Source organism: Aerococcus sp. BD502 (genome assembly GCF_057919555.1).
Genome location: NZ_CP147972.1, coordinates 1211070 through 1233398 on the forward strand (window position 1 = coordinate 1211070; position 22329 = coordinate 1233398).

The following is a 22329-nucleotide window of genomic DNA, read 5'->3' on the forward strand; positions in this document are numbered from 1 at the left end:
GAGAGGAGTTAATAGATGGCATTTTTAGTTAAATTACCTCCCCTAGGTGAAGGGATTTTTGAGGCCCAATGTGTGGCAATGAACGTCAAAGAAGGCGACGAAGTGAAGGAAGGCGATGTGCTCGCCGAAATGCAGACGGATAAGGCTGTGGGGGCGCTAGCAGCACCTACCAGCGGCTGCATTGAGAAAATCTATATTCGCCTGTGGGATTACATATTCAGAGATGAGAAGGTATTTATGATTGATGATGGCAAAGAAGAACTCACCACAGCAGCCGGTGGCGACGCCGGACGCGTGCAAAAAGATGGCAGCATTACCGCACCCCCTGAAGGTGAAAAATTGGCTGGTGGGGGAGAAGCAGCCGAAAAACCAGCAGCCGCTGAGCCGGCAGAGTCCGAAAAACCAGCAGCCACAGCGTCTCAGGAAGAAGCGCCTGTGCCTGCAGCCCAAAAATCATTAGCGCCTAAGCCTGCGGCAGCAAAGCCAGAAGAAACGCCAATGGGAGAGCCCCAATTGGATCTGGAAAAAGCCCAAGCCCTGGGTACTGGCTCCGTTCAAGAAATTCTCCAAGCGGCTTACGGGAAAATGCCCAAGCCCAAGGATCAGAAGAAAGCAAATGCAGAATTTATGAAGGATCAAGGCCAAGCCCAGCAAGGAGCACCGAAGCCTTCGACGACGCGGACGCACCGTTACTTAAAGCCTCTCCAAGACAACTTTAACCATTCCCAAGATGGCTCGAAGCCGATTCCCACCCACTTGGCCAATGCTAAAACAGAGGCATGGTACCTGGAAGCCGGCCGCCATACCAAGGCCAGTCCAGCCGTACGTGAATATGCGGCCAAGCATGGGATTGATATCAGTGAAATGCCCACCAATGATGAAGGTATTGTCACCATGGAGGAAGTTGAGTATGCCGCCAGCCATGCCGTGGGTGAACGCGAATGGAACTTCCGAAAAATTGATACCATGGATCCCGGCTACTGGACGCACCGGGCAGATGAAGAATTTGGCCGCGAGGAAACTTATATCCGGAAGTATAATGCCTCCCGCTTCGAAATGTCCCATCACAAGACGGTACCTTTCGCCGTGTTCACGTCCATCGACACCACCGCTTTGCAAGCTTTGACGAAGAAAATGGATGCTTTAGCTGGCGAACAGAAGCCCCATCTTTTCTTTGTGGCTATGGCAGTTATTGAAGCCTGCCAGCGTTTCCCCGAGCTTAATTGCTCCTTGGATGATACGGAATCCATTTTCCGCTTCAAAAATTATGTGAACATAGGCTTTGAAATGAATACCGTGCAAGGCCTCTTCACGCCCGTCATTAAGGATGCGCACAAAATGTCTCTAGAAGACTTAGTCACACGCTACCATGAACTCGAGCATGAAGTGATGGTAGAACGGATTTTCAACTACGAAACCAACTCGGAAGGGACGATTACCCTCTCTGACGTGAGCCATTTATCCCAGGTGGAGCACTTCCAGCCGGTCGTGCATTATCCGGAAGCGGCGATTTTTGGCCTCAATGCCATTCGTGAGGAAGTGGTCGTGGAAAAGGGGGAAATGACGATTAAGCCCATGCTTCCGATATCTCTGGTCGTGGACCACCGCATTCTTGCCCGTGATACGGTGTTTAGAGTGCTCGATTACGTCAAAGACCTCCTCGAAGACCCTTACCAATTACTCTATCAATTTTAGGTGATCATATGAGTTTAAGTATTGATTATCCCGGTAAAGCTGGCCAGCCCGCTATCCTCCTCTTTCATTCTTTGGGGGATTCGGCGGCGGTCTTTACCGATTTTGCAAAGAAAATCAACGCTGCTGGCTACCGCCTTTATGCGCCCACTTTAACGGGGCATGGCAGCGGCCAGCTTGCAGATCTCTTCAAGAGTCGGCTGACGGATTGGCAAGCCGATGCCAAGCAGGCCTTGGAAAAATTTTATGAGGAAGGCCAGCAAGAGGTTTATGTCGGCGGCCTCTCCTTAGGGGGCTTATTGGCCTTGGATCTTTTGCTTGCTTATCCAGGTTTGAGTGGGGGGATTCTCATGGCCACGCCAGCTTTTGAAGACATTAAAAAAAGCCGGGTCCCCTACTTCCTTCGCCAGCGCTATTTTAAGGCGGCAGGGGGCGACGAAACCGCAGCTAAGGCAGCTTTTAAGGAGATGGACGAGATGCTTAATAGCATTCAGGCTTGGCTAGACAGCCACTGGGCCAAGTATCAAACGATTGAAGCGCCCTTATTTATGGCGCAAGGCGGCCAAGACGAAGTGCTCCAGGTTAATTCGGTGGAACGCTTGCGCCGGGTGTGCCAGGCAGCAGATGTCCTACGCCCCAAAATTTACCCAGAAGGCAGCCATTATTTGGTGCAGGAACCCACCAAAGACGAGCTCGCTCGTGATGTTTTAGAATTTTTAGCAATGCGATAAGGAGGCAATTATGTTGAAGAAAATTCACCTGCCCATGAGTGGCCTGGCGCTCGGTCTGGCGGCCTTGGGCAATCTCCTGCAAAGTCATAGCGAATTTTTGCGGGGCCTATGTGGCGTATTAGCAGCCATCGTCTTTATTTTAGTAACAGTTAAGATGTTTTCCAGCTGGTCAGGCTTTATGGCTGAGATGGAAAATCCTGTGATCAGTTCCGTTTATGCGACTTACCCCATGGCTTTGATGCTTTTAGCTGGTTACGTGAAACCTTTGATCGGAGGGGCGGCGACCGTACTTTGGTACGTGGCGATCCTCGCTCAATTTGTGCTCTATGCTTGGTTTGCGGTCAAATTTGTTTTCAATTTTTCTATTCGAAACGTCTTCCCATCTTGGTTTATTGTCTTCGTTGGGGCGGTGGTGGCATCCGTAACGGCTCCCGCCTTTAAAGCCCTCTTATTAGGCCAGATTATTTTCTGGATCGGCCTAGTAGGCTTACTGATTCTCCTGCCGATCGTCTTCTACCGCGTTTACAAGGTGGGTGAGATTAAGCCCCCCGTCCGGCCCAATCTAGCGATTTTTACGGCGCCAACGGCCTTGTGCTTGGCGGGCTATATGAATAGCTTCCCGGAGAAAAATATGGCCATGGTGTGGTTTTTAACCCTCCTGTCCCAAGCCTTATATCTCTTCGTCCTTATTCAATTACCGAAAATGCTGCAGCCTAAATTCTTGCCGTCTTATTCGGCCTTCACTTTCCCCATGGTGATCAGTGCTTTGTCCTTAAAACTCGCCAATGCGCAAGTTTTCCAAGCAGCTCCCTTAAAGCTTTTAGTGCTAGTGGAAACCGTCATTGCGACCCTGGCTGTTTTCTACGTTCTCTATGGCTACACGCGTTTAATGCTAGCTCGGGAAAATTAATGAATAAAATTTGAAGCCCCCCACTAGGCAGTGGTCGGGGCTTTTTCTTATGCGGGCGGATTATCATGGTCTAGAATTTGCTTTAATTCCCAAGCGCGTGGCAGTAATTCATGCTGGTAATCGCGTTGAACCTGCTCACTCTCTTCATAAGCTTCGGCAACGGCTTGAATATTTTCATGGAAATTTTTCCTCCCAAAAAAGGGCGGCCGCTCGTCACCAATAGGCATGTAGCGTTCCCCAGACCAGTAGTCATCGGAATGGCGCATGGTGCTGATCAGTTGCACGAGGAAACTTTGGGAACCGAGGTAGTGTTTCAGGTGTAAGTCCAGTTCGGTAGCTGGCATTGTTTTTAAATTAAATTGCCGCAGTTGAATAAAAATGCGCACCATTTCAATGGCTAAAAAACGGTCAAAAGGCACCACCCAAGTCAAGGGCAAGGCGTCCTTGGGATTTTTAAGGGGATGGGCTAACTCACGAGCCATTTGCTGGTAGGCGGGGCTATCGGAAAAAATAATCCGAATCATATCCGCCGTGCGTGGATGGGTAAATATGTGGTCATACAGATATTGATTTGTTCGCTCCAATGCAGCTTCAATTTTTGCTTCCATAGGAGGCCTCCTTTACAGTCCTTATTCTATTATAACAAAGCTCGCCAGGGGAGAAAAAGAAAGGCTTATATCGGGTTAGGCGTTAAGAAGAAGGGGCTGAAAACCGCGTCAGCTTACTATTTACAAGCTTTTTAAACTGGGGGAATGATTGACTTTTCCTAGAGGAATCGCTAGAATGAAAGTATCATCCACAGAAACGTAAGGAGGGGTAAAATGGTCGACCAGCGTTGATTTGTCCATCAATTAGAAGTTTCTAAACAGCGACTAGCCCCAAAATTGCGTTATCTTAATCAGCAATAGGTGCTATTGATTTAAGAAGGGAATAGGATGAGGACAAAATTGAATAACCAACCGGTGGATATTACGTTCCACAGTGCGCCGCTCCAAGAATTGCTCGATATTCACCAGGATGTGAAAGACGGTGGGGAAAGCAGTGCCAAGGAAAAGGCCAAGTATTTCCTCCTCACGAGTATGGCCACTGGACGTCAGGAATTGATGGATCGCTATTTAAAACGAGCCCGGGCCTTAGGTCTTGAGTTAGATGAACTTTATGAACTTGTGGAAGTGGTCACCGTTTTGCTCGGCGAAGCAGGCTTAGTGCAAGGTGAGCACGTGATTGAAACTTATATGGCCAATAATTTTTAGGTTGAAGCAAGACTTCAACCTTTTTCTTTGGGCAGAAATGTGGATAAGTTTGTGGTTGATTTATCCACAAGGGTGTGTATAAGTCAGTGGAAAACAGGGGAAAACTTTAGCTAATCAACAATAGAGCTGTGTATAAAACAATTGAGTTTGGGGATAAAAATCTGTTTTCCAAGCAGCTTATCCCCAAAAAGGGATGATTACAGGCTTTTGCCCTGTGAATCTGTGGATAGACCTGTGCATAAACCCTTTACAGGGAGAAAAACAGTTGTAAAATATGAAACAGGAGGTCTTATGAGTATTCGTTTAATCGTTGTGGGGAAATTGAAGGAAAAATACTTGCGCCAAGGGGTGTCGGAATACCAGAAACGCCTGCAAGGCTATACCAAACTGAAAATTGAAGAAGTTAAAGATCAGCCCACGAAGGAAAATAGCAGCGAGAAAGAAGACGAGCAGCTCCGTATGAAGGAAGGGGAAGCCATCCTCAGTAAAATTAAAGAACGAGATTATGTTTATCTTCTCGATATCGAGGGCAAAATGCTTGATTCCGTCCAATTTGCTAAGCATATCGAACAGCGTCGTATTCAGGGTCAAAGCCAGCTCGTTTTTGTCATTGGTGGCTCGATTGGGGTCAGCCAAGCGGTTAAAAAACGGGCCAACACTACTCTCTCTTTTGGCAAAATGACCTATCCCCACCAGCTCATGCGTCTCATCCTCACCGAACAGATTTACAGAGCCTATCGCATTATTAACAAACAACCCTATCATAAATAAGGAAGTAAAGCTCGAAAAGCAGGCGGAATCACTGGAGACAAATAGTGCAGAGACGGCGAAGGGCGTCTCAAGGTATTTGTTGAAGTGGATGTCCAGCCTGCCGAGCTGAACTGGACTAAAGAAAGGGAGCGCCGAAGAGAGGGAGCGGTGAATTCGATTTTCTTCAAGCGCTCCCACTAAAAACACGAAGATCGTAGCCAATAATATTCAAACTCCCGCCCACTATAGTGATTCACCCTTAGTGTAAAATTATGCTCGGTAAGACTTGAAAAATAAAAAAAGGACATCTATCTTTAAGTTGATCAAAAAAAAGAAAGAAGATGTCCTCATGAATGATATTATCACAGATATTCTAAAAAAGACGGAAAATTGCTCATCTTTAGGTGACTTTGAAGATCTTGTTTATCCGATATTAAGCAATTTTTGCTGTGAATGTCTTGCAGCGGTTTTCACTCAACTTGATCAGCAATTAATTCAAAGATACCAAGCCGAAGGCTGGAAAATTGCTCGCTATGAACCACGCACACTATGTTTTATGTTTGGTGCCGTCACTTTTAGACGCTGTCGGATGAAAAAAGAAGGTCACTCTAGCTTTCTTCCCCTAGATTTGTGTTTAGGCCTAGAAGCAAGAAGTCATCTTTCTTCTCAGGTCAAAGAAAAAATTGCCCAGCTTTGTACGAAGCAAACTTTTCGTGCGACTGCAGAAGCCTTCAATGCTTTAATGCCTTTTAGTATTTCGCATCAGACCGCACATCATATTGTTCAAGAAATTGGGCAAAAAATTTTAAGCTTTGAGAATAAAAAAGCAGAAGAGAAGGAACTGGCTTACTCTCAAAAACGATCCGTTCCTTTTCTGTACATTGAAGGGGATGGGGTTTTAATCACTAAGAAGAAGAAAAAAGGGAAAAGGACAAAACATCTTCAACTACACCGTGTGACTCTCTATGAAGGCGTCGATCGATCCACTTCGCGGCATCAACTTATTCAAGCTCATTATTTTTCTTCTGTTCAATCTAGTGCAGCCCTTCGAGAAAAAGTTAGCCGATTTCTTAACTCCTACTATGATTTACATCAAACGATTGTGATTTCTAATTCGGATGGTGGCAGTGGTTATACGGAGGAAGATTTTAACGAGATGATTGGGGTATGCCTTCGGCATGAACATTTCTGCGATAAATTTCATGTCATTCAAAAAATCAGAACGCGCCTATTTTTTGATCATAAAATACGTCAATTGGTCATTAAAAAAGTGAAGGCTTATGATTTCGAAGGAGTTCAAGTTACTTTGGAGACCTGTGAAAGTCGCTGGCACCATCATCAGGAGTTTTTGGCTGAAATTGAAGCTCTAAGAGCTTATCTTCAAAGGAATTGGTTACTCATTAAACCAGCAGAGCAGCGAGGCTTACCAAACCATTTTTCCGGTGGCGTTTGTGAAGCAGGCCATCGGCTTTATACTTATCGCATGAAAAAGCAAGGACGAAATTGGACCCGTCAAGGCGCAGCAGCAATGGCTGCCATTATCACCGCTCAATCTAATCATTGTTTTGAAGAAGCTGTTCGATCAGATATTGAAGCTAATACAAGCCCATTTATACCCGAATATCCAGGGATTGTTAGGGCAATACTATGTCACAGGCCGCAACAAAGTTCTTGTGGTGCCCATCAGGGCACGATTCCAAGTGAAGTGTCAAGCAGTATGGTCGGGAAATTATACCATACATTTTGTTAGCTGCTTCGCCAAAAGACACGGAGTGCGTGCTAAAGACCTGCGTTAGCAGTGTTAGCAGGCCGTCCGTATATCTGGCTCTCGGAGTGCCGATAGGGTGAGCGTAGCGAGGCCTATCCAACGACATAGAGCCAGAATAGGACGGTCAGGCGTAAGCTTCTATGAAGCGTAAGCCGGTGCCACTGCTTTTCAACGCAGCGTCCTTTAGCACAAAAACGAAGTGACTTTTGAATAATTAGATACGAGATAGAGTTCTTTATGATTGACCGAGCATTGCTTGACACTAACTGATTCACCAGGTAGGGCGCCTAATTTATTTTTCTTTGCTATAATAGGTTTTAGGATATCTTAAACATGAGGGAATATTGACAAGGCTGGCCGAGCTGACTCGTTAGCCTGCTTGGCTTGGCCAGCTTGATGCTTGGAAAGCAGATTAATCGTTTTTGGATTGGGTGATTAATATGAAATATTTTAAAGGCTGGCTCGGGGTGCTGGGGGCGGCTTTTTTGGCCTTACTGGGGGGCTGCCAGACGTCTCAGGAGGAAGCTTTAAATTCTGGGGAGGAGCTCGCTGCCTCCTCTTCCGCCCTGGAAAGCTCGCCTAAGGCTCAGCCGCAAATATCGGTGCAGGGTGCCAATGCTGTGATAAAAATGAAACTGCAAGCGATCTTGGCCAAGGCTGATATTCCCAAATACCAGCTCACTTTACAAGGGATAACAGCCCCCGACTTAAAGGTCGATTTAGCCAATCAGGAGGGCTCCCAACTTTCCGCTTCCACCATTAAATTATTTGTGGCAGCGGAAATTTTCCAGCAAATCGAAGCTGAGCAGCTCAATTTTCACACCGTTGCTGCTGACATGGAAGCCATGCTGAACCAGTCTGATAATGAGGCGACGAATAGACTGATTGCTTTGGCAGGCGGTTGTGACGTGATCACAGCGCGGGCTTGGCAGATTACGGGTCGTCAGACCACACGCTTGGAGCGTTATTTGGACCAGGTGGATGAGTCGGGGGCGAATGTGACCACGTCCCAAGACCTCTGTAGCCTACTCCAGCAATTGGAAGCAGGGCAGTTAGCGAATGCCGCCCATACCAGGCAATGGCTGACCTGGCTGACGAATACTTCCGGCCAGGATCGCTTCGTGGCGGGCGTGCCGAGTCGGGCGCATATTTTTAATAAGTCTGGTGAGGATTGGGAGGGGCAAGTAGCCAATGATGCGGCGATTATTGAATTAGATGGCCACAAATATATTCTCACCATGCTCTGCCAGGGCACGGCTTTCAACCCCATGTGTGAAAGCATGGCCGAAGTCTCTAAAGTTGTGGCCGAAGTTGTTAGTGACTTACCGGAAGGTTCGTAGGCAGCAAAAAACCCAGTAGCTAGTTGGCTACTGGGCTTTATTTTCCTATTTATTGAAAATACTGAAGATGTTTTTCAAGAAGTTCAAGAATTGCTGCCAGATGCTCGTCGCTTGTTGGCTGATTTCTTGCTTTTTGTTGTCGTCTAAGGAGTCCCAAGAGGTTTTCGCCTTTTTTAAGAGCTCATCGCCAGATTTTAAGAGGTCCTGGCCGAGCTTCGTGAGGGCATCCTTTTGTTCATCAGTCAATTCAATTTGGCTGAATTTTTGCATAAGATTTTGGAGCTGGTCAATATTTTCTTGGGAGAGAACATTATTTAAGTTGTAGTTATTGATGACGTTATTGATAATCACTTGAATTTGTTCATTGGAAATGTTGCCTTTGTTTTCTTCTTTGGCTTTTTGGATTTCGGCTTTGATTTCGGCAATCGCTGCATTCAAGGCATCGTCGGAATAGCCCTTCTTGCCTTTATTTTCTTCGGTAATTTTAGAGGCAACCCCAAGTTCGTCTTGGGCTACACCGACCGCTTCTTGATTCAATTGGTGGCCAGATTCTTGGAAGGCTTTATATACTCCGGCTAGGGCACCGGAACCGTCTACTTGGACGGCGGAGGCGACATTAATATTCACATCCACCGCCCCCGCTGTGACCGCCGCATTTTCGTATTGGCGGGGCGTGATGCTCGTAATGGTTTGGGGGGTGAGAATATTCACGGTCACGCCACCTTGGTTATCAGCCGGCGTGATATAAGCTGAGGAGTAAACTTGGTAGTAAGGGTAGGAGTCATGGAGTAGGCCATTTAATTCATTAATATGAACTTTAATCTCCTGGGCCCCATCTTGGACGCCTAAAGTTTGGCGAGTTTGCTGGAACTGTTGTTCATTAAGGCTTTCGCCATAGGTAAACATCGGCTGGATTTTAATTTTATCAGCGAGCACTTGCGCAGTCGGTGCCAGGAGCATGAGCATTGCGAGGCCAGCTGCGAAGAAATTTTTCATGTATTTTTTCAAGAGAATAACCCCTTTCTGTTGCCTATATTATAGCATGTCTTTAATTAAGAAGGTGTTAAGAGTGATCAAGAAAATTAAAAAGCTATTGCGCCGCCGCTTGATTCTTCTCTTGCCAGGCTGCTAATTCATCGACATTGGCAATTTCCCAAGGGTTGACAATCCGATAGCCTTTAGCTTTGAGCCCGGAAATAATGGCTGGAAGAGCTTTGGCTGTCCACTGAGTGTCGTGCATGAGCAAGTTAGCGCCCGGCTGCAGGTAGGGTGTATTGACCATAATATCCGCAAGAGCCGCGGGATCCTCGTATTCAGCCTCCCAGTCATAGCCATAAGTCCAGTTCATCGCCTGCATTTTCTTCTCGTCCATGAGCTGGTACATCACTTCGCTACTGGAGCCAAAGGGTGGACGGAAGAAGCGTGTTTCTCCACCGCCAGCAGCGCGAATTTTGTCATCGGTGGTTTCAATTTGCCAGCGCAACTCGTCCTCAGTCAAATCGGTCACGTCCGCATGGCCTTCGGTGTGATTGCCGATCATGTGGCCAGCCTTAGCGAGATCATGGACAATTTTTTGCCCGCGCTCCTCATCCAAATACATGCCATTCACAAAAAACATGGCCTGCACGCCTTCCGCCGCCAGGGCATCCGCAATTTCTGGAGCATTCGATTCTGGCAAAGGACGGGGCACATCATCAAAGGTCAAAAGTACCACCTTGGGGTCGGCATCGCCAATCGGCCGCACCTGATAGGTTTCAGGGTCGATCACATATTTAGCCCTTGTTTTTTCTTCCTCCTCGGGTGTGGTCGTTTCTTCAGCCGGCTCCTTAGCGGCGGGCTGAGCCGGCTTTTCCTGCTGGCAAGCCCCCAACAAACACAGGCTCAAGAGACTTAAAAAGAGATAAAGTTTTTTCAAATTACCATCCTCCCCCAACAAAGCAATCATGCTTATGCTATGATATAGTTTATCTTACTTTTTCTATTGTATCATGGATCCTAAGTCTGAGATAGGATCTCAAAGGAGTTATAATATGGAAGCGAAAAAAGTAAAACAACTCTTAGAATGCTTGGAAGAAGATGCCAAACTCTCCGAGCAAGCCCTGGCTGGCATGTTAGATGAGCCAGTGGCCGAAGTGATGCGGACGATTCAAGGCCTGGAAGAGCGTGGGGTAATCGCTGGTTATAAGACGATTATTAACTGGGATAATGAAGAGCATGCCCTCGTTTCGGCCATGATTGAAGTGACGGTGAACTTGCATGCGGGTATTTCCTACCAGGAGATTGCTGAAATGATTTACCGCTATGATGAAGTGGAAGCCCTCTACCTGACCAGTGGCACTTATGATTATATTTTGATTACGAAGTGGGCTCCTATGACCAAGATTTCTCAATTTGTGAATAAACTCGGCGCCATTGATGAAGTGACCGCCACGGCTACCCACATTATTATGAATCGCTACAAGGATCATGGCACCGTCCTTAAAAATTATGGCCATGAAGAGGGACGCTTGGTGGTGTCTCAATAATGAAAGCTTTAAATCAAACGGTCAAAGCCCTGCAACCTTCTGGCATTCGGAAATTTTTCGACCTGGCCAACAGCATGGAAGGCGTCATTTCCCTCGGGGTGGGGGAGCCGGACTTTGATACGCCTTGGACCGTGCGTCAGGCCGGAATTAAAGCCATTCAAAAGGGCAAAACCTTCTATACCGCCAATGCGGGCTTACTGGCCTTGCGCCAAGGGATCAGTCGTTACTTAGGGGAGCATTTTGACTTGCATTATGACCCAACAGCAGAAATTATGGTCACGATTGGTGGTAGTGAAGCCATTGACTTAGCTTGCCGCACACTCATAGAGCCGGGAGATGAGGTAATTTGCATGGACCCGAGCTATGTTTCCTATGAACCGGCTATCCGCCTGGCCGGTGGGGTGGCTGTGCCGGTGCGTTTGCGGGTTGAGGACCGCTTTGTCATGCAAGCCGAGCAGTTAGAAGCGGCTATCACCCCTAAAACGAAGGCCATCATTTTAAATTACCCCAATAATCCCACCGGGGCGGCCTGTCGGAAGGCTGACCTCGAAGCGCTCGCCAAAGTCATTGTGGCTCACGATCTCTATGTTATCACCGATGAAATTTATGCGGAACTTTGGTATGAGGCTGAACCTTATTGCTCGATTGCCAGTTTGCCAGGGATGCGGGAACGCACCGTTTACATCAATGGTTTTGCGAAGGCTTATGCCATGACGGGCTGGCGCCTGGGTTATGTTTGTGCCCCCAAAGCTATTAGTGAGCAAATGCTTAAAATTCACCAGTTTACTATCCTAGCAGCACCCACCATGTCCCAATATGCTGGCTTGATCGCCTTGGAGGAGAGCTATGATGATGTATTAATGATGCGGGATGATTATGAGAAAAGGCGCAATTTCTTATTGAATCGCTTTAGAGAAATGGGGCTCTCCTGCTTCGTCCCCGCAGGAGCCTTTTACACCTTTCCTGATATTCGAGAATTTCATTTAAGTAGTGAGGCCTTTGCCTTCCGTCTCTTGGAAGAAGAGAAGGTAGCTATTGTGCCAGGAACAGCTTTTGGACCTGGGGGAGAAGGCTATTTGCGTTTAAGCTATGCTTATTCCATCCGCGAGTTGGAACGTGCCATGCAAAAAATTGAGGCTTTCTTGAGACGCTTGCGCCAAGAGCAAGCCCTGAAGGCAGAAGCCCAATAGAACGTTAACTGTGAATTGATGGGCATTCTCTCTTCGACCTTGGCGACAGGCAAGGTGTGCTACCACTAAAAAAACAGCTCAGGCTTAGGCCTGGGCTGTTTGTGTTTTAGCCTTCGACTTTCTTCACATGAGTGGGCTTTTGGCCTTCCTTCACGTAGAGGTAGAATTTATCTTTAATTTTTACAATGTAGCCGTCTGCGTGTTCACTAATGATATCCTCTTGTTTTAACTGGTAGCTGTCATCGTGGAGGAAAAGTTTCTCATCGATCAGAGCATCAGCAGGCACCTTGCCATTCATGTTATGGAAGTGATCACCGTGGGACGTGACATAGCCATCATCTGTAATTTTAATGACAATTTGTTCGCCATGCTCGTGGTCATGGTCATGGTCGTGATCGTGATGATCCTCAGCCCCGTGCTCATGGTGCTCTTCACCTTCATGGTCATGTTGTTCGCCTTCCTCATGCTGATGCTCACTTTCGGATGAGGCTTGGGTGCTGGTCGCTGGGGCAGACGCCGTGGTCGGTTTACCTTCCCCTTGGGATTGGCAGGCGCCGAGGGTAAAGGCGAGGGCGAGACTGGCGAATAATTGAGTTTTTAATTTCATCGGTTCCTCCTTGAGTTTTCTTAATCGTAATCGTTACGATTAAGACTTTACCGGATATTGCCCGCCTTGTCAAGACCGGAAAGCTAGAAATTGAGCTAAGGGGAGGAAGAGAGGAAAAACAACAGCCATGAATGGAAAGCTTTATACTGTTAAACAAGCTAAAATATCAATGCAGGCGGTGAGGACTGATCGTATTGGCTAATAAACTTCTCCTATACTGCCTGGCCTGTCTTGGCCAAGCTTAGGGGAAGACCTTGGAAAGAAGGATGAGGGCTTAATATCGGTCGCGCTTATCTCGTAAGGCTTTAAATTCCTGAACATTTTTGGCTTGGAGGAAAAGATTAATATGAAATTCGGTCGCTAAGGGGCTGGGCAGGGTGGGAATATCCGCCTGCTGCTTGGCTTGGGCACTGAGGTAAGCATCCTTAATGGCTAAGTCATTTGGGCACTGGTCCAGGGCAAATTTAAGATTGGTGAGCGTGTATTCGTGGCCGGCATAGATCAGGACTTCGGGAGGCAGGCTTTTAAACACCTGCATGCCTTGATAGGCCGCCTCATAATCTCCCGTGAAGACGCGGCCACAACCGGCAGAGAAAAGGGCATCGCCAGAGAAAAGGTGCTCCCCATCCATCAAGAGGCTAATGTGTTCCTCTGTATGGCCTGCTGTTTTTCTGACAGCAAAATGGTGGGAACCCACTTCGAAAGAAGCCCCGTCACTCAAACACTCGTAAGGAAAGCCGCTAATTTCCTTCGGCCCATAAATACGGACTTCGGGATAAGCATCACAGAGAGCCAAAACGCCGCCAATATGATCCTCATGCTTGTGGGTGAGGAGAATGGTGGTCAGTTGGAGTTCCTTTTCCTTTAAGTAAGCCAGGGCTGGCTTCGCCTCACCTGGATCCACGAGCATGGCTTCCTTGCCGTCTTCAATTGTCCAAATATAATTATAACTGAGCGCTTTAATAACATTAATTTGCATAACAATCTCCTTTGAAGAAAAAAGAAGCACCTCAACAGGGAGGTGCTTCACGTTTGACGCGAGTTATTCCTTCTCAATCGGTTTTTCTTCCAATTGCGAGTAGTCGTAGGTCACGATGATCTTACGGGCAGCACGCGCTTCGTCTAAGCGGCCAGCTGGCGTATCGTGAGGAGCTTCGCTTACCAATTCAGTGTCTTCCTTGATTTCATCAAGAATCTTGATCATGACATCCGCAAACTCGTCGAGGGACTCTTTGTGTTCCGTTTCGGTTGGCTCAATCATCAAGCATTCTTTAATGATGAGAGGGAAGTAAGTGGTTGGGGCGTAGAAGTTGTGGTCCAGTAGACGCTTGGCAATGTCTTTGGCATTGGCGCCTGCTTTCTTCTGTGGTGTACAGTCTAGAACAAACTCGTGCTTACATGGTTGCTTGAAAGGCACGTAGTAGTGGTCGGTGAGACGAGCCTTCAAGTAGTTCGCATTGAGGACAGCGTCTTCGGACACTTTCGTTAAACCTTCAGCACCCAAGGACATAATGTAGGCGTAAGCTTTCACGTTAACGGCGAAGTTCCCGCAGTAAGCTTTCACGCGGCCAATGCTTTCTGGGTAGTCATCATTGTAGACATATTGGTCGCCGTCTTTTTCGATGCGTGGTTTAGGTAGGAAAGGACGTAAGAATTCCTTAACTCCGATTGGACCGGAACCTGGGCCACCACCACCGTGCGGGCCGGAGAAGGTTTTGTGCAAGTTCAAGTGCACCACATCAAAGCCCATGTCGCCAGGACGGGTCTTCCCGAGGATGGCGTTAGAGTTTGCCCCATCGTAGTAGAGCAAGCCGCCAGCTTCGTGAATAACTTCCGCAATGTCTTCGATGTGTGATTCGAAGAGGCCAGCGGTGGATGGGTTCGTGATCATGATCCCAGCGGTGTCTGGGCCGACAGCGGCTTTCACGGCTTCAAGGTCAATGTAGCCATCTTCAGTGGATTTAATTTCAATCGTGTTGAAGCCACAGATCGCAGCACTGGCAGGGTTGGTGCCGTGGGCGGAGTCAGGGATTAAGATGTTACGACGTTGGTCTAATTCACCATTGTGTTCGTGGTAAGCCTTGATCGTTAGCATCCCGGTCAATTCCCCATGTGCCCCGGCACAAGGTTGCAAGGTCATTTCGTCCATGCCGGTGATGTCTTTGAGCATTTCCTTCAAATTGTAGAGCAATTCGAGGGCACCTTGGACGGTCTTAGGATCTTGTAGGGGATGAATATTTGCGAAACCATCGAAAGCAGCGATTTCTTCGTTAACTTTCGGGTTGTATTTCATCGTGCAAGAGCCGAGGGGGTAGAAGCCAGTTTCCACACCGAAGTTCTTGTTAGACAAGAGGGTGTAGTGTCTGAGCAATTGCAACTCAGAAACTTCAGGAAGACGGGCTTTTTCCTTACGGTTTAAATGGTCGGGTAAGTCTTTGGAGAGATCATATTCCGGCACATCGTTTTCTGGTAGACTAATGGATTGACGGCCTGGAGTTGAAATCTCAAAGATGGTTTTATTATATTCTGTTGATGCACTCATTATTTAGCCACCTCCACAAGCGCGTCGACAAAGGTATCGATTTCGTCCTTCGTCCGTTTTTCGGTTGCACAGACGAGCATGGCATGGTCATGGCCATAAGCGTCGCTAGCGTCGTAGCCACCGATAATGCTTTTCTCTAGTAGGGCGTCGTTAACAGCTTTGACGTCTTTTTTCACATCGACAACAAATTCGTTGAAGAAAGCTCCCTTGTTAAGAACATCGAAGCCTGCTTCTTTTAATTTGTCGGCTAAGTAATGAGCCTTGTTGATGTTACGTTTTGCCATTTCAATGACGCCTTCCTTACCGACAGCAGACATGAAGACTGCTGAGGTGAGGGCTAAAAGCGCTTGGTTGGAACTCATGTTACTGGTGGCTTTTTCACGGCGGATGTGTTGTTCACGGGTTTGCATGGTCATGCAGTAGCCGCGATTACCGCGTGAGTCGACCGTTTCCCCAACGATCCGGCTAGGGAGCTTACGCATTAATTTCTTCGTAGTGGCAATGTAACCAGCGTGAGGGCCACCATATTGCATGCCAATACCGAAAGGTTGCGTGTCCCCAACCACGATATCAGCGCCTAAGGCACCGGGGCTTTCTAGTACGGCTAAGGCGAGGGGGTTAGCCACAACAATTAAATTAGCCTTTGGTTTCTTGCCCATCAGGTCACGGATAGCTTTCAGGTCTTCGATGGAGCCGAAGAAGTTCGGATATTGCACCACAATGGCTCCGACTTCATCATCAAATTTTTCTTCTAATTCTTTGAGGTCAGTGACGTCACCGTCAAGGCCAATTTCTTCCACGTCATATTCCATCCCGAAGCCATATGTTTTCATGGTTTCTAGACCTTGAGGATGAACGGCCTTGGAAATTAGAACTTTACTACGCTTAGCCGCCTTCGTAGCGAGGTTGCAGGCTTCACCAATAGAAACAAAGCCGTCATAAGTACTGTCATTAGAGACATACATGCCCGTCAATTCGCAAAGCATAGTTTGATACTCGAAGAGGGCTTGCAATTCCCCTTGGGCCACTTCGGGTTGGTAAGGCACGTAGGCGGTCAAGAATTCTTGCCGGGAGATTATAGCGTTTACAACAGCCGGAATAAAGTGGTCATAAACCCCTGCGCCGAGGAACATGGTCGCTTGGTTAGCGGAGATGTTTTTGTCGGCTAAAGCTTTCGTGTGTTTCTTTAGAGCGATTTCTGTGAGGGGTTCGGGAAGATTTTTGTAAGCTTCCTCGATGCGATCCCGCACAGAGGCTGGAATGTCCGCAAATAAATCTTCAATGCTGTCCACGCCAATGGTTTCCAGCATCGCTTTGCGGTCCTCTGCCGTCACCGGTAGATAGCGGTGCATAAAGTCTGACACAAAGTTCACATCCTTTATTAAATTTAGCAATATTAGTATAACGGTAGATTATGTATTTTGGGCTAGACCTGCCAAATAAAAATGTAGATTAAGTGACTAGCAGATCTAAGCTTTACGCTTTAACGGCGCTTCACTTATTCTTCGATGAATTCTTTGTAGGCAGCTTCGTCCATGAATTCAGAAGTGTCAACATCGTCTTCAGCTTCGATAACAACGATCCAAGCTTCGTCTTCAGGAGACTCATTCATCAACTCAGGAGCGTCATCAAGTTCTTCGTTAACTTCAACGATGGTCCCGTCTACTGGTGAGTAGATTTCAGAGGTTGATTTAACAGATTCTACAGAAGAGAAGTCTTCTTCAGCTTCAACTTCGTCTTCTTCGTCTGGTAATTCAACGTAAACGATGTCGCCCAATTGTTCGACTGCGTGGGCAGTTAAACCTAAGCGAACTTTCTTACCGTCTACCTCTAACCATTCGTGTTCTTCAGTGAAAAATTTAGCCATAATGACATAACCTCTTTCTTTAATATTGCGTACTTACCGTACACCCTATATTGTAAACTAAACTTAGAACAATCTCAACAATTCGGTTGACTATTTGCGACGAAGCCAGTCCTTCTTGCAAACAATGGCAGGGGATTTTTTCTTGCGGATTTGAATGTAGACTTCATCACCAAATTTGGCACTGCCTTTTTCGATCATAATGAAGCCAATCGCTTTGCCAAAGGTTGGGGATTTGGTTCCGGAAGTGACGACACCAATTTTTTCATCGTCTTTATTGAAGACTTCGTAGCCAGTCCGGGCAATCCCTTTACCAGTGATTTCGAAACCGCGGGAAACGCGAGTTTGGCCGCCGTTACGTTCTTCAATCATCTTGTCCTTACCGATGTAGTCAACGTCTTTCTTGTCTGTTTTTACGGCAAAGCCAACGCCACCTTCGATAGGGTTGATGTCTTCGCTAAGGTCTTGGCCGTACAAGCACATGCCACCTTCAAGGCGCAGGGTATCCCGAGACCCAAGGCCACATTCAGCGATGTCGTATTCTTCACCGGCTTCGAGTAAAGCCTTCCAGATGGTGAGGGTATCGTCCCATGGGCAGTAAAGTTCGAAACCATCTTCACCAGTGTAACCGTTCCGGCCGATAATAACGTTATCCACCCCAGCAACCGTTTGCTTGGTGAGGAAATGGTAGGATTTAATGCTGTCAAGATCAGCATCGGTGATTTTAGCAAGGACTTTTTGCGCGTTAGGACCTTGAACAGGGATCAGACCAAATTCGTCTGAGCGGTCTTCGATGGTCACATCTTCACCGTCGTGGTGGTCTTTGATCCAGTTGAAGATTTTTTCCTTGTTGGCACCGTTTGGGGTAACCATGTATGCTTCTTCGCCCGTGCGGAAGATGATTAAGTCATCAAGGGTTCCGCCATCTTCTTTGATGAAGGGGGTGTAGTGGGCTTGGTTAACGGCGCAGTCACGCATGTCGTTGGTGACGAGGCCGTTGAGGAAGCTTTGGGCATCCTTACCGGTCACAAAAATTTCACCCATGTGTGATGTTTCGAAAATCCCTACGCTATTACGAACAGCATTGTGTTCATCAATTTGGGAGGTGTATTGCACAGGAAGTGCCCAGCCACCGAAATCGATAAGCTTTAAGCCTTTTTCAACGTAATAGTCGTAAAGAGGGCTTTTCTTTAAGTTTGACATGTTGTCAGCCATATTAATCCTCCTTGATTAATTCATTTTACAGTTAAATATTAGCATAGAAAATAAGAAATACAAAGAAAAAAAGCTTTGTTTTTCTTAAATGAGATGTGAATAATATCACAATGGCAGGGGTTTCCATTGTCAGGTAAACCTTTCCATCCTAGAGGGTATCCTAAGAAAAAAGGAAGCCTAACTAAGAGGCTTCCCTTTTCATTTTAATCTTTACTTTAATAATTGGCGTCGGTCGGATATTCGTTGCTGGCATTCCAGAGCAGGTATTCATGCACCCCGTGTTCGTTTAAGGCTTTGATTTGCTCTTCAATTTCCAAGGCCCCATATTCCTTATAGCGGCCTTCACCCAGGTAACTGGCGGTGAAAGCTTGCAGCCAAGGACGCACAATGGGTTTGTGGTTGACCTGCTTTAACTGTTCTAACTCGGCGTCCATATAGTCATGAACGACTTTGTAAGGCTCAAGGTCAGGCGCTTCTATGCCAAAGTCACCGCTATTCCAGTGGCTCGGATAGACCATGGCACAAATAGCATCAACCGAATTGGCAATTTTGTAGTAGTTTTGCCCAATTCCTGGGGCACTGCCGGTGGTGGTGACGTAACCGAAGATATCAGCGGAAACGTGCACACCGTAAGGTTCTAATTCTTTTTTTGCATAATTCAAGAAATCGGTAATAGCCATCTGCCGGGCTTCAATACTGTCTTTGCCGTATTCAGCGTAGTCGCCCATATCGTACTGGAGGCTTTCACCGAAAGTTTCAAAGCCTTCGGGGAAGCGAACATAGTCAAATTGAATGTCCTTAAAGCCAGCTTGGGCCGCCGCTTTAGCCACGTCTGTGACATATTTCCAGGTGTCCTTATTGAAAGGATTTAGGAAGGTTTGCCCACCGGCATCATGCCAAATATTGCCGCTACTATCATGGAAGCTCCACTCAGGGTGCTCTTGGGCAGCGTAAGTATCCTTAAAGGTCGTAATACGGGCAATGGGGTAGGTACCTTGCTTTTCAAAGCGGGGCATCAATTCCCGTACATCAAAAGTTTGCTCGAGGAATTTCTTCACCAAAGGATCGTCTGATTCCAAGGGGGTTGTGATGGAGCCCCAGTCGGATTTTACATCAATCACAACAGAATTTAGGTTTGAATTTTCAAGTAAAGTCATGTTCTGCTCAAAAATAGCTGGTGTGCCCATTCCAGTAGCGGAGAGGTAGATGCCTTTGATACCATCTTTTGGATAAGGAATGGAGTAGCCGCTATCCACGTAGAAGCGGGAGGGCAGGACGGCAGGTTTTTTTATTAGGCCTTGGTCGTTTAATTTTAATTCAGTGTGGCTGACATTTTCTTCATTTTTAGCCAGGGAGCTCCTGCCTAGGCTAAAAGCACTATTAAAAGCGGTGAAGGCTACCACTGTCAGCAGAATAATGATGATGAGCCCCGCTGAGATTCCGAGCCAAAGTTGACGTCTGGCCTGCTGGCGAACATGCTGGTGGTTTTGGTGTCGGCGCTGGCGTGTGCGTTTATTTTGACTCATGGTCTCCTCCTGTCTCAATTTTAAGTCCAGCGAGGGCTTCTAAGCCTTCTTGGCCTGCTGCTAGCGCTTTTTGCCCTTGTTGGTAGTAGTTTTCAATTTTGTCGATGCCGCCCCCAAAGGTTTGATAGTCGGCATCTTCCTTTTGCCAGGCTTCCATGCTATTTTCTTCCTCATCTAAGGCCTTTTGGTAGGCGGTATGGAAAGCTTGCATGGCTTTCTTCGATGCTTCAGCAGCCGGTTCAACGTCCGCATAGGCATAGGCGGCTTCCTTACTTTTGTTTTTTTGCGCCGCCAATTGGTCGATATTTTTCTGCCAAGCCTCATAGGCCTTCTCAAAACGTTGGAATTCCTTAGCCCGTTCCTCGTGATTGGCCTTCATTTGGCTCTTCCTGGACGAGAGAATCTTCAAGCTCTCATCTTCCTTGACATCTGCATCGAAAGCCGCTTGTAATTTCTGATCAGCCGCCTGCAGGGTATTGAGCGTAGCAATCATGTTTTGGCTCTCGGCCTTGATATTTTCACTCAAGTCGGCCGGGCTCTGCTGGCAGGCCACTAAAAATAGGCATAGGCCTGCTAGCCAAAGCAGTTTTCTCAATGTCTTCAATATATTCACCTCATCTAGCATAGTGGAATGATAACATGCTTAATTCTAGCAATAATCAACTCAAAATAAAAGGGCGCCGGCCTAGGAATTCACGATCTCAGCCTTTTTCCTAGGAATTTGCTATAATAAATGTAGGAACCTAACTCATTTTGGTAAAGGAGTATGCAAGATGCCGTTTTTCTTTTTTGATCGCACGATCATTCTGATTCTAATTGGGATGGCAATTGCTAGCTTGGCAAGTGCGAATATGAATCATACGTTTCAAAAATTTTCGAAGTTCCGCTCCGAAAGTGGCTATACCGGTGCGGATGTGGCCCGTTTTATTTTAAAAAAAGCCGGCATTCGTGACGTGCAGGTGGAGGGGATTCGTGGTGAACTGACTGACCACTATGACCCCACCAAGAAAGTCTTACGCTTATCGGAACCCATTTATGGAGAAGACACGGTGACGGCGATTGGCGTGGCTGCCCATGAGTGTGGCCATGCGCTCCAGGATGCGGACCACTATTTCTTCATGCGCTTGCGCCAACGTATTGTGCCGGTGGTGAATATTGGGAGCCAGGCTGCTTTTCCGATTCTTATTTTAGGGGCTTTGATGGGTTACAACCAAACGCTCATTAATATTGGCATTTTCCTGTTTGCCTTTACGCTCATTTTTCAGCTCGTGACCTTGCCCGTGGAATTTAATGCCTCTAACCGGGCGCTAGCTATTCTAAGTGAGGGGAATATTTTGGCCCGCCATGAATTGCCCTATGTAAAAAAAACACTGCGTGCTGCGGCCTTGACCTATGTGGCAGCCACGATTGGGAGTGCCTTGTCCTTGCTTCGAATTGTTTTATTATTTGGTGGAAATCGTCGTGATTAGAAAATCAGTCTAAGGATTGAGGTTAAAGCGAAGCCCCTCTGCTAGAATAATTCTAGAAGGGAGGGGGCTTATGTCGAGCAGACAGATCAAAGCTGAAGCCAAGGCCTTACTGCAGGAAGATCCATTCAAATACATCACGGTGACCCTCGTTGTTTGGCTCACAGCTTATTTGACGGGCCTTGTCCTCGTGGTTGTTCCACTGGTGGGCTTTATTTTCACCTATATTTTAATGACCAGTGGCCAAGTGCTCTATAAGCGACTCTTATTACGCTGGGCACGCGGCCAAGAATTAGAAGCCGACAGGGATATCGTCCAACCTTTATGGAGTGAAAGTTTTTCCTTTGCCGGCACAAAACTTCTCCAGCAGTTTTATTTAGTGATGTGGAGTTTTTGCTTCGTCTTGCCCGTTTTTCACAAGTGGATCAGCTATGCCCTGACCGATTACCTGATGAACGACTATCCTAGCCTGCGCTATAATGATGCCATTACCGCCAGTCGTATCCTGATGCGCGGTCATCATTGGAGCTGGCTGAAACTTAAAATTCGCTTCATTCCTTGGTATATACTCTCAGGCCTCACCGCCGGCATTCTCCAAGTCTATGTGGCCCCTTACCAAACTTTTGCTGAAATCCAATTCTATGAGCGCTTGCGAACCGAATGGGCCGCCGAACTCTCTCAGTGGTCCACCCGCCAAAGGCAGGATCCCGACCAAGCCTACACCCGCCGCCAACAGGAAGAAGAGGAAGCACAGGATCCTTGGGATGAATTTTAAATAAGGATACGAAGCCACCAAGGTTCCCGCTGAGTTGATAGCAGGAGGCGAAGCTCGGAAAGCAGGCAGGACCACTGGAGGACAATGACGCTGAGACGGCGTAGCATGGTCTCAAGTCATTGTTCGAAGTGGAGCCTAGCCTGCCGAGCTGAGCTGGACTATAGGGAGCGAACGC

At 47.1% G+C, this 22329-nt stretch carries 22 protein-coding genes; 11 read left to right on the top strand and 11 right to left on the bottom strand.

Translation table 11 applies throughout. From position 1 onward, the window contains the following. The first annotated feature begins 15 nt into the window (after window positions 1–15). The 3 genes from WF803_RS05675 to WF803_RS05685 are packed head-to-tail and all read left to right on the top strand — an operon-like array spanning window position 16 to window position 3333. Window positions 16–1695, top strand: coding sequence for a 2-oxo acid dehydrogenase subunit E2 (locus WF803_RS05675; RefSeq protein ID WP_489610576.1), 1680 nt, complete (start codon window positions 16–18; stop codon window positions 1693–1695). An 8-nt stretch (window positions 1696–1703) separates the two neighbouring features. Next, on the top strand, window positions 1704–2423 hold the full coding sequence (locus WF803_RS05680; protein WP_489610577.1) for an alpha/beta hydrolase: 720 nt from the start codon (window positions 1704–1706) through the stop codon (window positions 2421–2423). Window positions 2424–2433: 10 nt separating this feature from the next. Beyond that, window positions 2434–3333 carry a TDT family transporter gene (locus WF803_RS05685; protein ID WP_489610578.1) on the top strand — a complete coding sequence of 300 codons (900 nt, stop codon included), beginning with the start codon at window positions 2434–2436 and terminating at the stop codon, window positions 3331–3333. A 47-nt stretch (window positions 3334–3380) separates the two neighbouring features. Here the strand turns inward: WF803_RS05685 and WF803_RS05690 are convergent, their stop codons facing one another. Then, on the bottom strand, window positions 3381–3941 hold the full coding sequence (locus tag WF803_RS05690) for a hypothetical protein (protein WP_489610579.1): 561 nt from the start codon (window positions 3939–3941) through the stop codon (window positions 3381–3383). 327 nt (window positions 3942–4268) lie between these two features. Between WF803_RS05690 and WF803_RS05695 the strand changes: the two genes are divergently transcribed. The 4 genes from WF803_RS05695 (at window position 4269) to WF803_RS05710 (ending at window position 8444) form a co-directional block, all read left to right on the top strand. Then, entirely contained in the window at window positions 4269–4586 is a 318-nt protein-coding gene (locus tag WF803_RS05695; RefSeq protein ID WP_489610580.1) for a hypothetical protein, read from the top strand. A gap of 291 nt (window positions 4587–4877) precedes the next feature. Continuing rightward, window positions 4878–5357: a 23S rRNA (pseudouridine(1915)-N(3))-methyltransferase RlmH gene (rlmH, locus tag WF803_RS05700; protein ID WP_489610581.1), complete on the top strand. Its 480-nt coding sequence runs from the start codon at window positions 4878–4880 to the stop codon at window positions 5355–5357. Between the two features lie 298 nt (window positions 5358–5655). After that, on the top strand, window positions 5656–7086 hold the full coding sequence (locus WF803_RS05705) for an ISLre2 family transposase (RefSeq protein WP_489610582.1): 1431 nt from the start codon (window positions 5656–5658) through the stop codon (window positions 7084–7086). A 458-nt stretch (window positions 7087–7544) separates the two neighbouring features. Beyond that, window positions 7545–8444, top strand: a complete 900-nt coding sequence (locus tag WF803_RS05710) for a serine hydrolase (protein WP_489610583.1) — start codon at window positions 7545–7547, stop codon at window positions 8442–8444. A 45-nt stretch (window positions 8445–8489) separates the two neighbouring features. Here WF803_RS05710 and WF803_RS05715 read toward each other — a convergent pair whose 3' ends face one another. Both WF803_RS05715 and WF803_RS05720 read right to left on the bottom strand, forming a co-directional pair. Further along, window positions 8490–9452, bottom strand: a complete 963-nt coding sequence (locus tag WF803_RS05715) for a DUF1002 domain-containing protein (protein WP_489610584.1) — start codon at window positions 9450–9452, stop codon at window positions 8490–8492. A gap of 82 nt (window positions 9453–9534) precedes the next feature. Next, complete coding sequence (locus WF803_RS05720; RefSeq protein WP_489610585.1) at window positions 9535–10359, bottom strand: polysaccharide deacetylase family protein; 825 nt, start codon at window positions 10357–10359, stop codon at window positions 9535–9537. Window positions 10360–10474: 115 nt separating this feature from the next. Here WF803_RS05720 and WF803_RS05725 point away from each other — a divergent pair, with 115 nt between their 5' ends. Beyond that, the gene (locus WF803_RS05725; protein ID WP_489610586.1) at window positions 10475–10969 is read left to right on the top strand and encodes an Lrp/AsnC family transcriptional regulator; all 495 of its coding nucleotides are present in this window, start codon (window positions 10475–10477) and stop codon (window positions 10967–10969) included. After that, window positions 10966–12159, top strand: coding sequence for an aminotransferase class I/II-fold pyridoxal phosphate-dependent enzyme (locus WF803_RS05730; RefSeq protein WP_489611900.1), 1194 nt, complete (start codon window positions 10966–10968; stop codon window positions 12157–12159). Before WF803_RS05725 ends, WF803_RS05730 begins: the two co-directional genes overlap by 4 nt. Window positions 12160–12265: 106 nt before the next feature. Here WF803_RS05730 and WF803_RS05735 read toward each other — a convergent pair whose 3' ends face one another. The 8 genes from WF803_RS05735 to WF803_RS05770 all read right to left on the bottom strand — a co-directional run bounded on the left by WF803_RS05735 (window position 12266) and on the right by WF803_RS05770 (window position 20517). After that, window positions 12266–12766, bottom strand: coding sequence for a pneumococcal-type histidine triad protein (locus tag WF803_RS05735; protein ID WP_489610587.1), 501 nt, complete (start codon window positions 12764–12766; stop codon window positions 12266–12268). 274 nt (window positions 12767–13040) lie between these two features. Then, a complete protein-coding gene (gloB, locus tag WF803_RS05740) occupies window positions 13041–13745 on the bottom strand; it encodes a hydroxyacylglutathione hydrolase (RefSeq protein WP_489610588.1) in 705 nt (234 codons plus the stop codon). 63 nt (window positions 13746–13808) lie between these two features. After that, complete coding sequence (gene gcvPB / locus WF803_RS05745; protein ID WP_489610589.1) at window positions 13809–15308, bottom strand: aminomethyl-transferring glycine dehydrogenase subunit GcvPB; 1500 nt, start codon at window positions 15306–15308, stop codon at window positions 13809–13811. Further along, entirely contained in the window at window positions 15308–16672 is a 1365-nt protein-coding gene (gene gcvPA / locus WF803_RS05750; protein WP_489610590.1) for an aminomethyl-transferring glycine dehydrogenase subunit GcvPA, read from the bottom strand. The genes gcvPB and gcvPA overlap by 1 nt, the downstream gene beginning before the upstream one ends. 134 nt (window positions 16673–16806) lie before the next feature. After that, window positions 16807–17175 carry a glycine cleavage system protein GcvH gene (gene gcvH, locus WF803_RS05755; protein WP_489610591.1) on the bottom strand — a complete coding sequence of 123 codons (369 nt, stop codon included), beginning with the start codon at window positions 17173–17175 and terminating at the stop codon, window positions 16807–16809. A gap of 90 nt (window positions 17176–17265) precedes the next feature. Further along, window positions 17266–18387, bottom strand: a complete 1122-nt coding sequence (gene gcvT / locus WF803_RS05760) for a glycine cleavage system aminomethyltransferase GcvT (protein ID WP_489610593.1) — start codon at window positions 18385–18387, stop codon at window positions 17266–17268. A 215-nt stretch (window positions 18388–18602) separates the two neighbouring features. Continuing rightward, entirely contained in the window at window positions 18603–19913 is a 1311-nt protein-coding gene (locus WF803_RS05765) for a putative glycoside hydrolase (RefSeq protein WP_489610594.1), read from the bottom strand. Then, window positions 19900–20517: a YkyA family protein gene (locus WF803_RS05770; RefSeq protein ID WP_489610595.1), complete on the bottom strand. Its 618-nt coding sequence runs from the start codon at window positions 20515–20517 to the stop codon at window positions 19900–19902. The genes WF803_RS05765 and WF803_RS05770 overlap by 14 nt, the downstream gene beginning before the upstream one ends. A 169-nt stretch (window positions 20518–20686) precedes the next feature. Here WF803_RS05770 and WF803_RS05775 point away from each other — a divergent pair, with 169 nt between their 5' ends. Then, window positions 20687–21382 carry a zinc metallopeptidase gene (locus tag WF803_RS05775; RefSeq protein ID WP_489610596.1) on the top strand — a complete coding sequence of 232 codons (696 nt, stop codon included), beginning with the start codon at window positions 20687–20689 and terminating at the stop codon, window positions 21380–21382. A gap of 70 nt (window positions 21383–21452) precedes the next feature. Further along, complete coding sequence (locus tag WF803_RS05780) at window positions 21453–22154, top strand: DUF975 family protein (protein ID WP_489610597.1); 702 nt, start codon at window positions 21453–21455, stop codon at window positions 22152–22154. Window positions 22155–22329: the final 175 nt, after the last annotated feature.

Coding starts and splice junctions, on each gene's coding strand:
- WF803_RS05765 (WP_489610594.1), bottom strand. CDS start 19,913: ATGAGTCAAAATAAACGCACACGCCAGCGCCGACACCAAAACCACCAG.
- gcvPB (WP_489610589.1), bottom strand. CDS start 15,308: ATGAGTGCATCAACAGAATATAATAAAACCATCTTTGAGATTTCAACT.
- WF803_RS05735 (WP_489610587.1), bottom strand. CDS start 12,766: ATGAAATTAAAAACTCAATTATTCGCCAGTCTCGCCCTCGCCTTTACC.
- gcvT (WP_489610593.1), bottom strand. CDS start 18,387: ATGGCTGACAACATGTCAAACTTAAAGAAAAGCCCTCTTTACGACTAT.
- WF803_RS05675 (WP_489610576.1), top strand. CDS start 16: ATGGCATTTTTAGTTAAATTACCTCCCCTAGGTGAAGGGATTTTTGAG.
- WF803_RS05725 (WP_489610586.1), top strand. CDS start 10,475: ATGGAAGCGAAAAAAGTAAAACAACTCTTAGAATGCTTGGAAGAAGAT.
- gloB (WP_489610588.1), bottom strand. CDS start 13,745: ATGCAAATTAATGTTATTAAAGCGCTCAGTTATAATTATATTTGGACA.
- WF803_RS05695 (WP_489610580.1), top strand. CDS start 4,269: ATGAGGACAAAATTGAATAACCAACCGGTGGATATTACGTTCCACAGT.
- WF803_RS05680 (WP_489610577.1), top strand. CDS start 1,704: ATGAGTTTAAGTATTGATTATCCCGGTAAAGCTGGCCAGCCCGCTATC.
- rlmH (WP_489610581.1), top strand. CDS start 4,878: ATGAGTATTCGTTTAATCGTTGTGGGGAAATTGAAGGAAAAATACTTG.
- WF803_RS05780 (WP_489610597.1), top strand. CDS start 21,453: ATGTCGAGCAGACAGATCAAAGCTGAAGCCAAGGCCTTACTGCAGGAA.
- gcvH (WP_489610591.1), bottom strand. CDS start 17,175: ATGGCTAAATTTTTCACTGAAGAACACGAATGGTTAGAGGTAGACGGT.
- WF803_RS05775 (WP_489610596.1), top strand. CDS start 20,687: ATGCCGTTTTTCTTTTTTGATCGCACGATCATTCTGATTCTAATTGGG.
- WF803_RS05710 (WP_489610583.1), top strand. CDS start 7,545: ATGAAATATTTTAAAGGCTGGCTCGGGGTGCTGGGGGCGGCTTTTTTG.
- WF803_RS05690 (WP_489610579.1), bottom strand. CDS start 3,941: ATGGAAGCAAAAATTGAAGCTGCATTGGAGCGAACAAATCAATATCTG.
- WF803_RS05685 (WP_489610578.1), top strand. CDS start 2,434: ATGTTGAAGAAAATTCACCTGCCCATGAGTGGCCTGGCGCTCGGTCTG.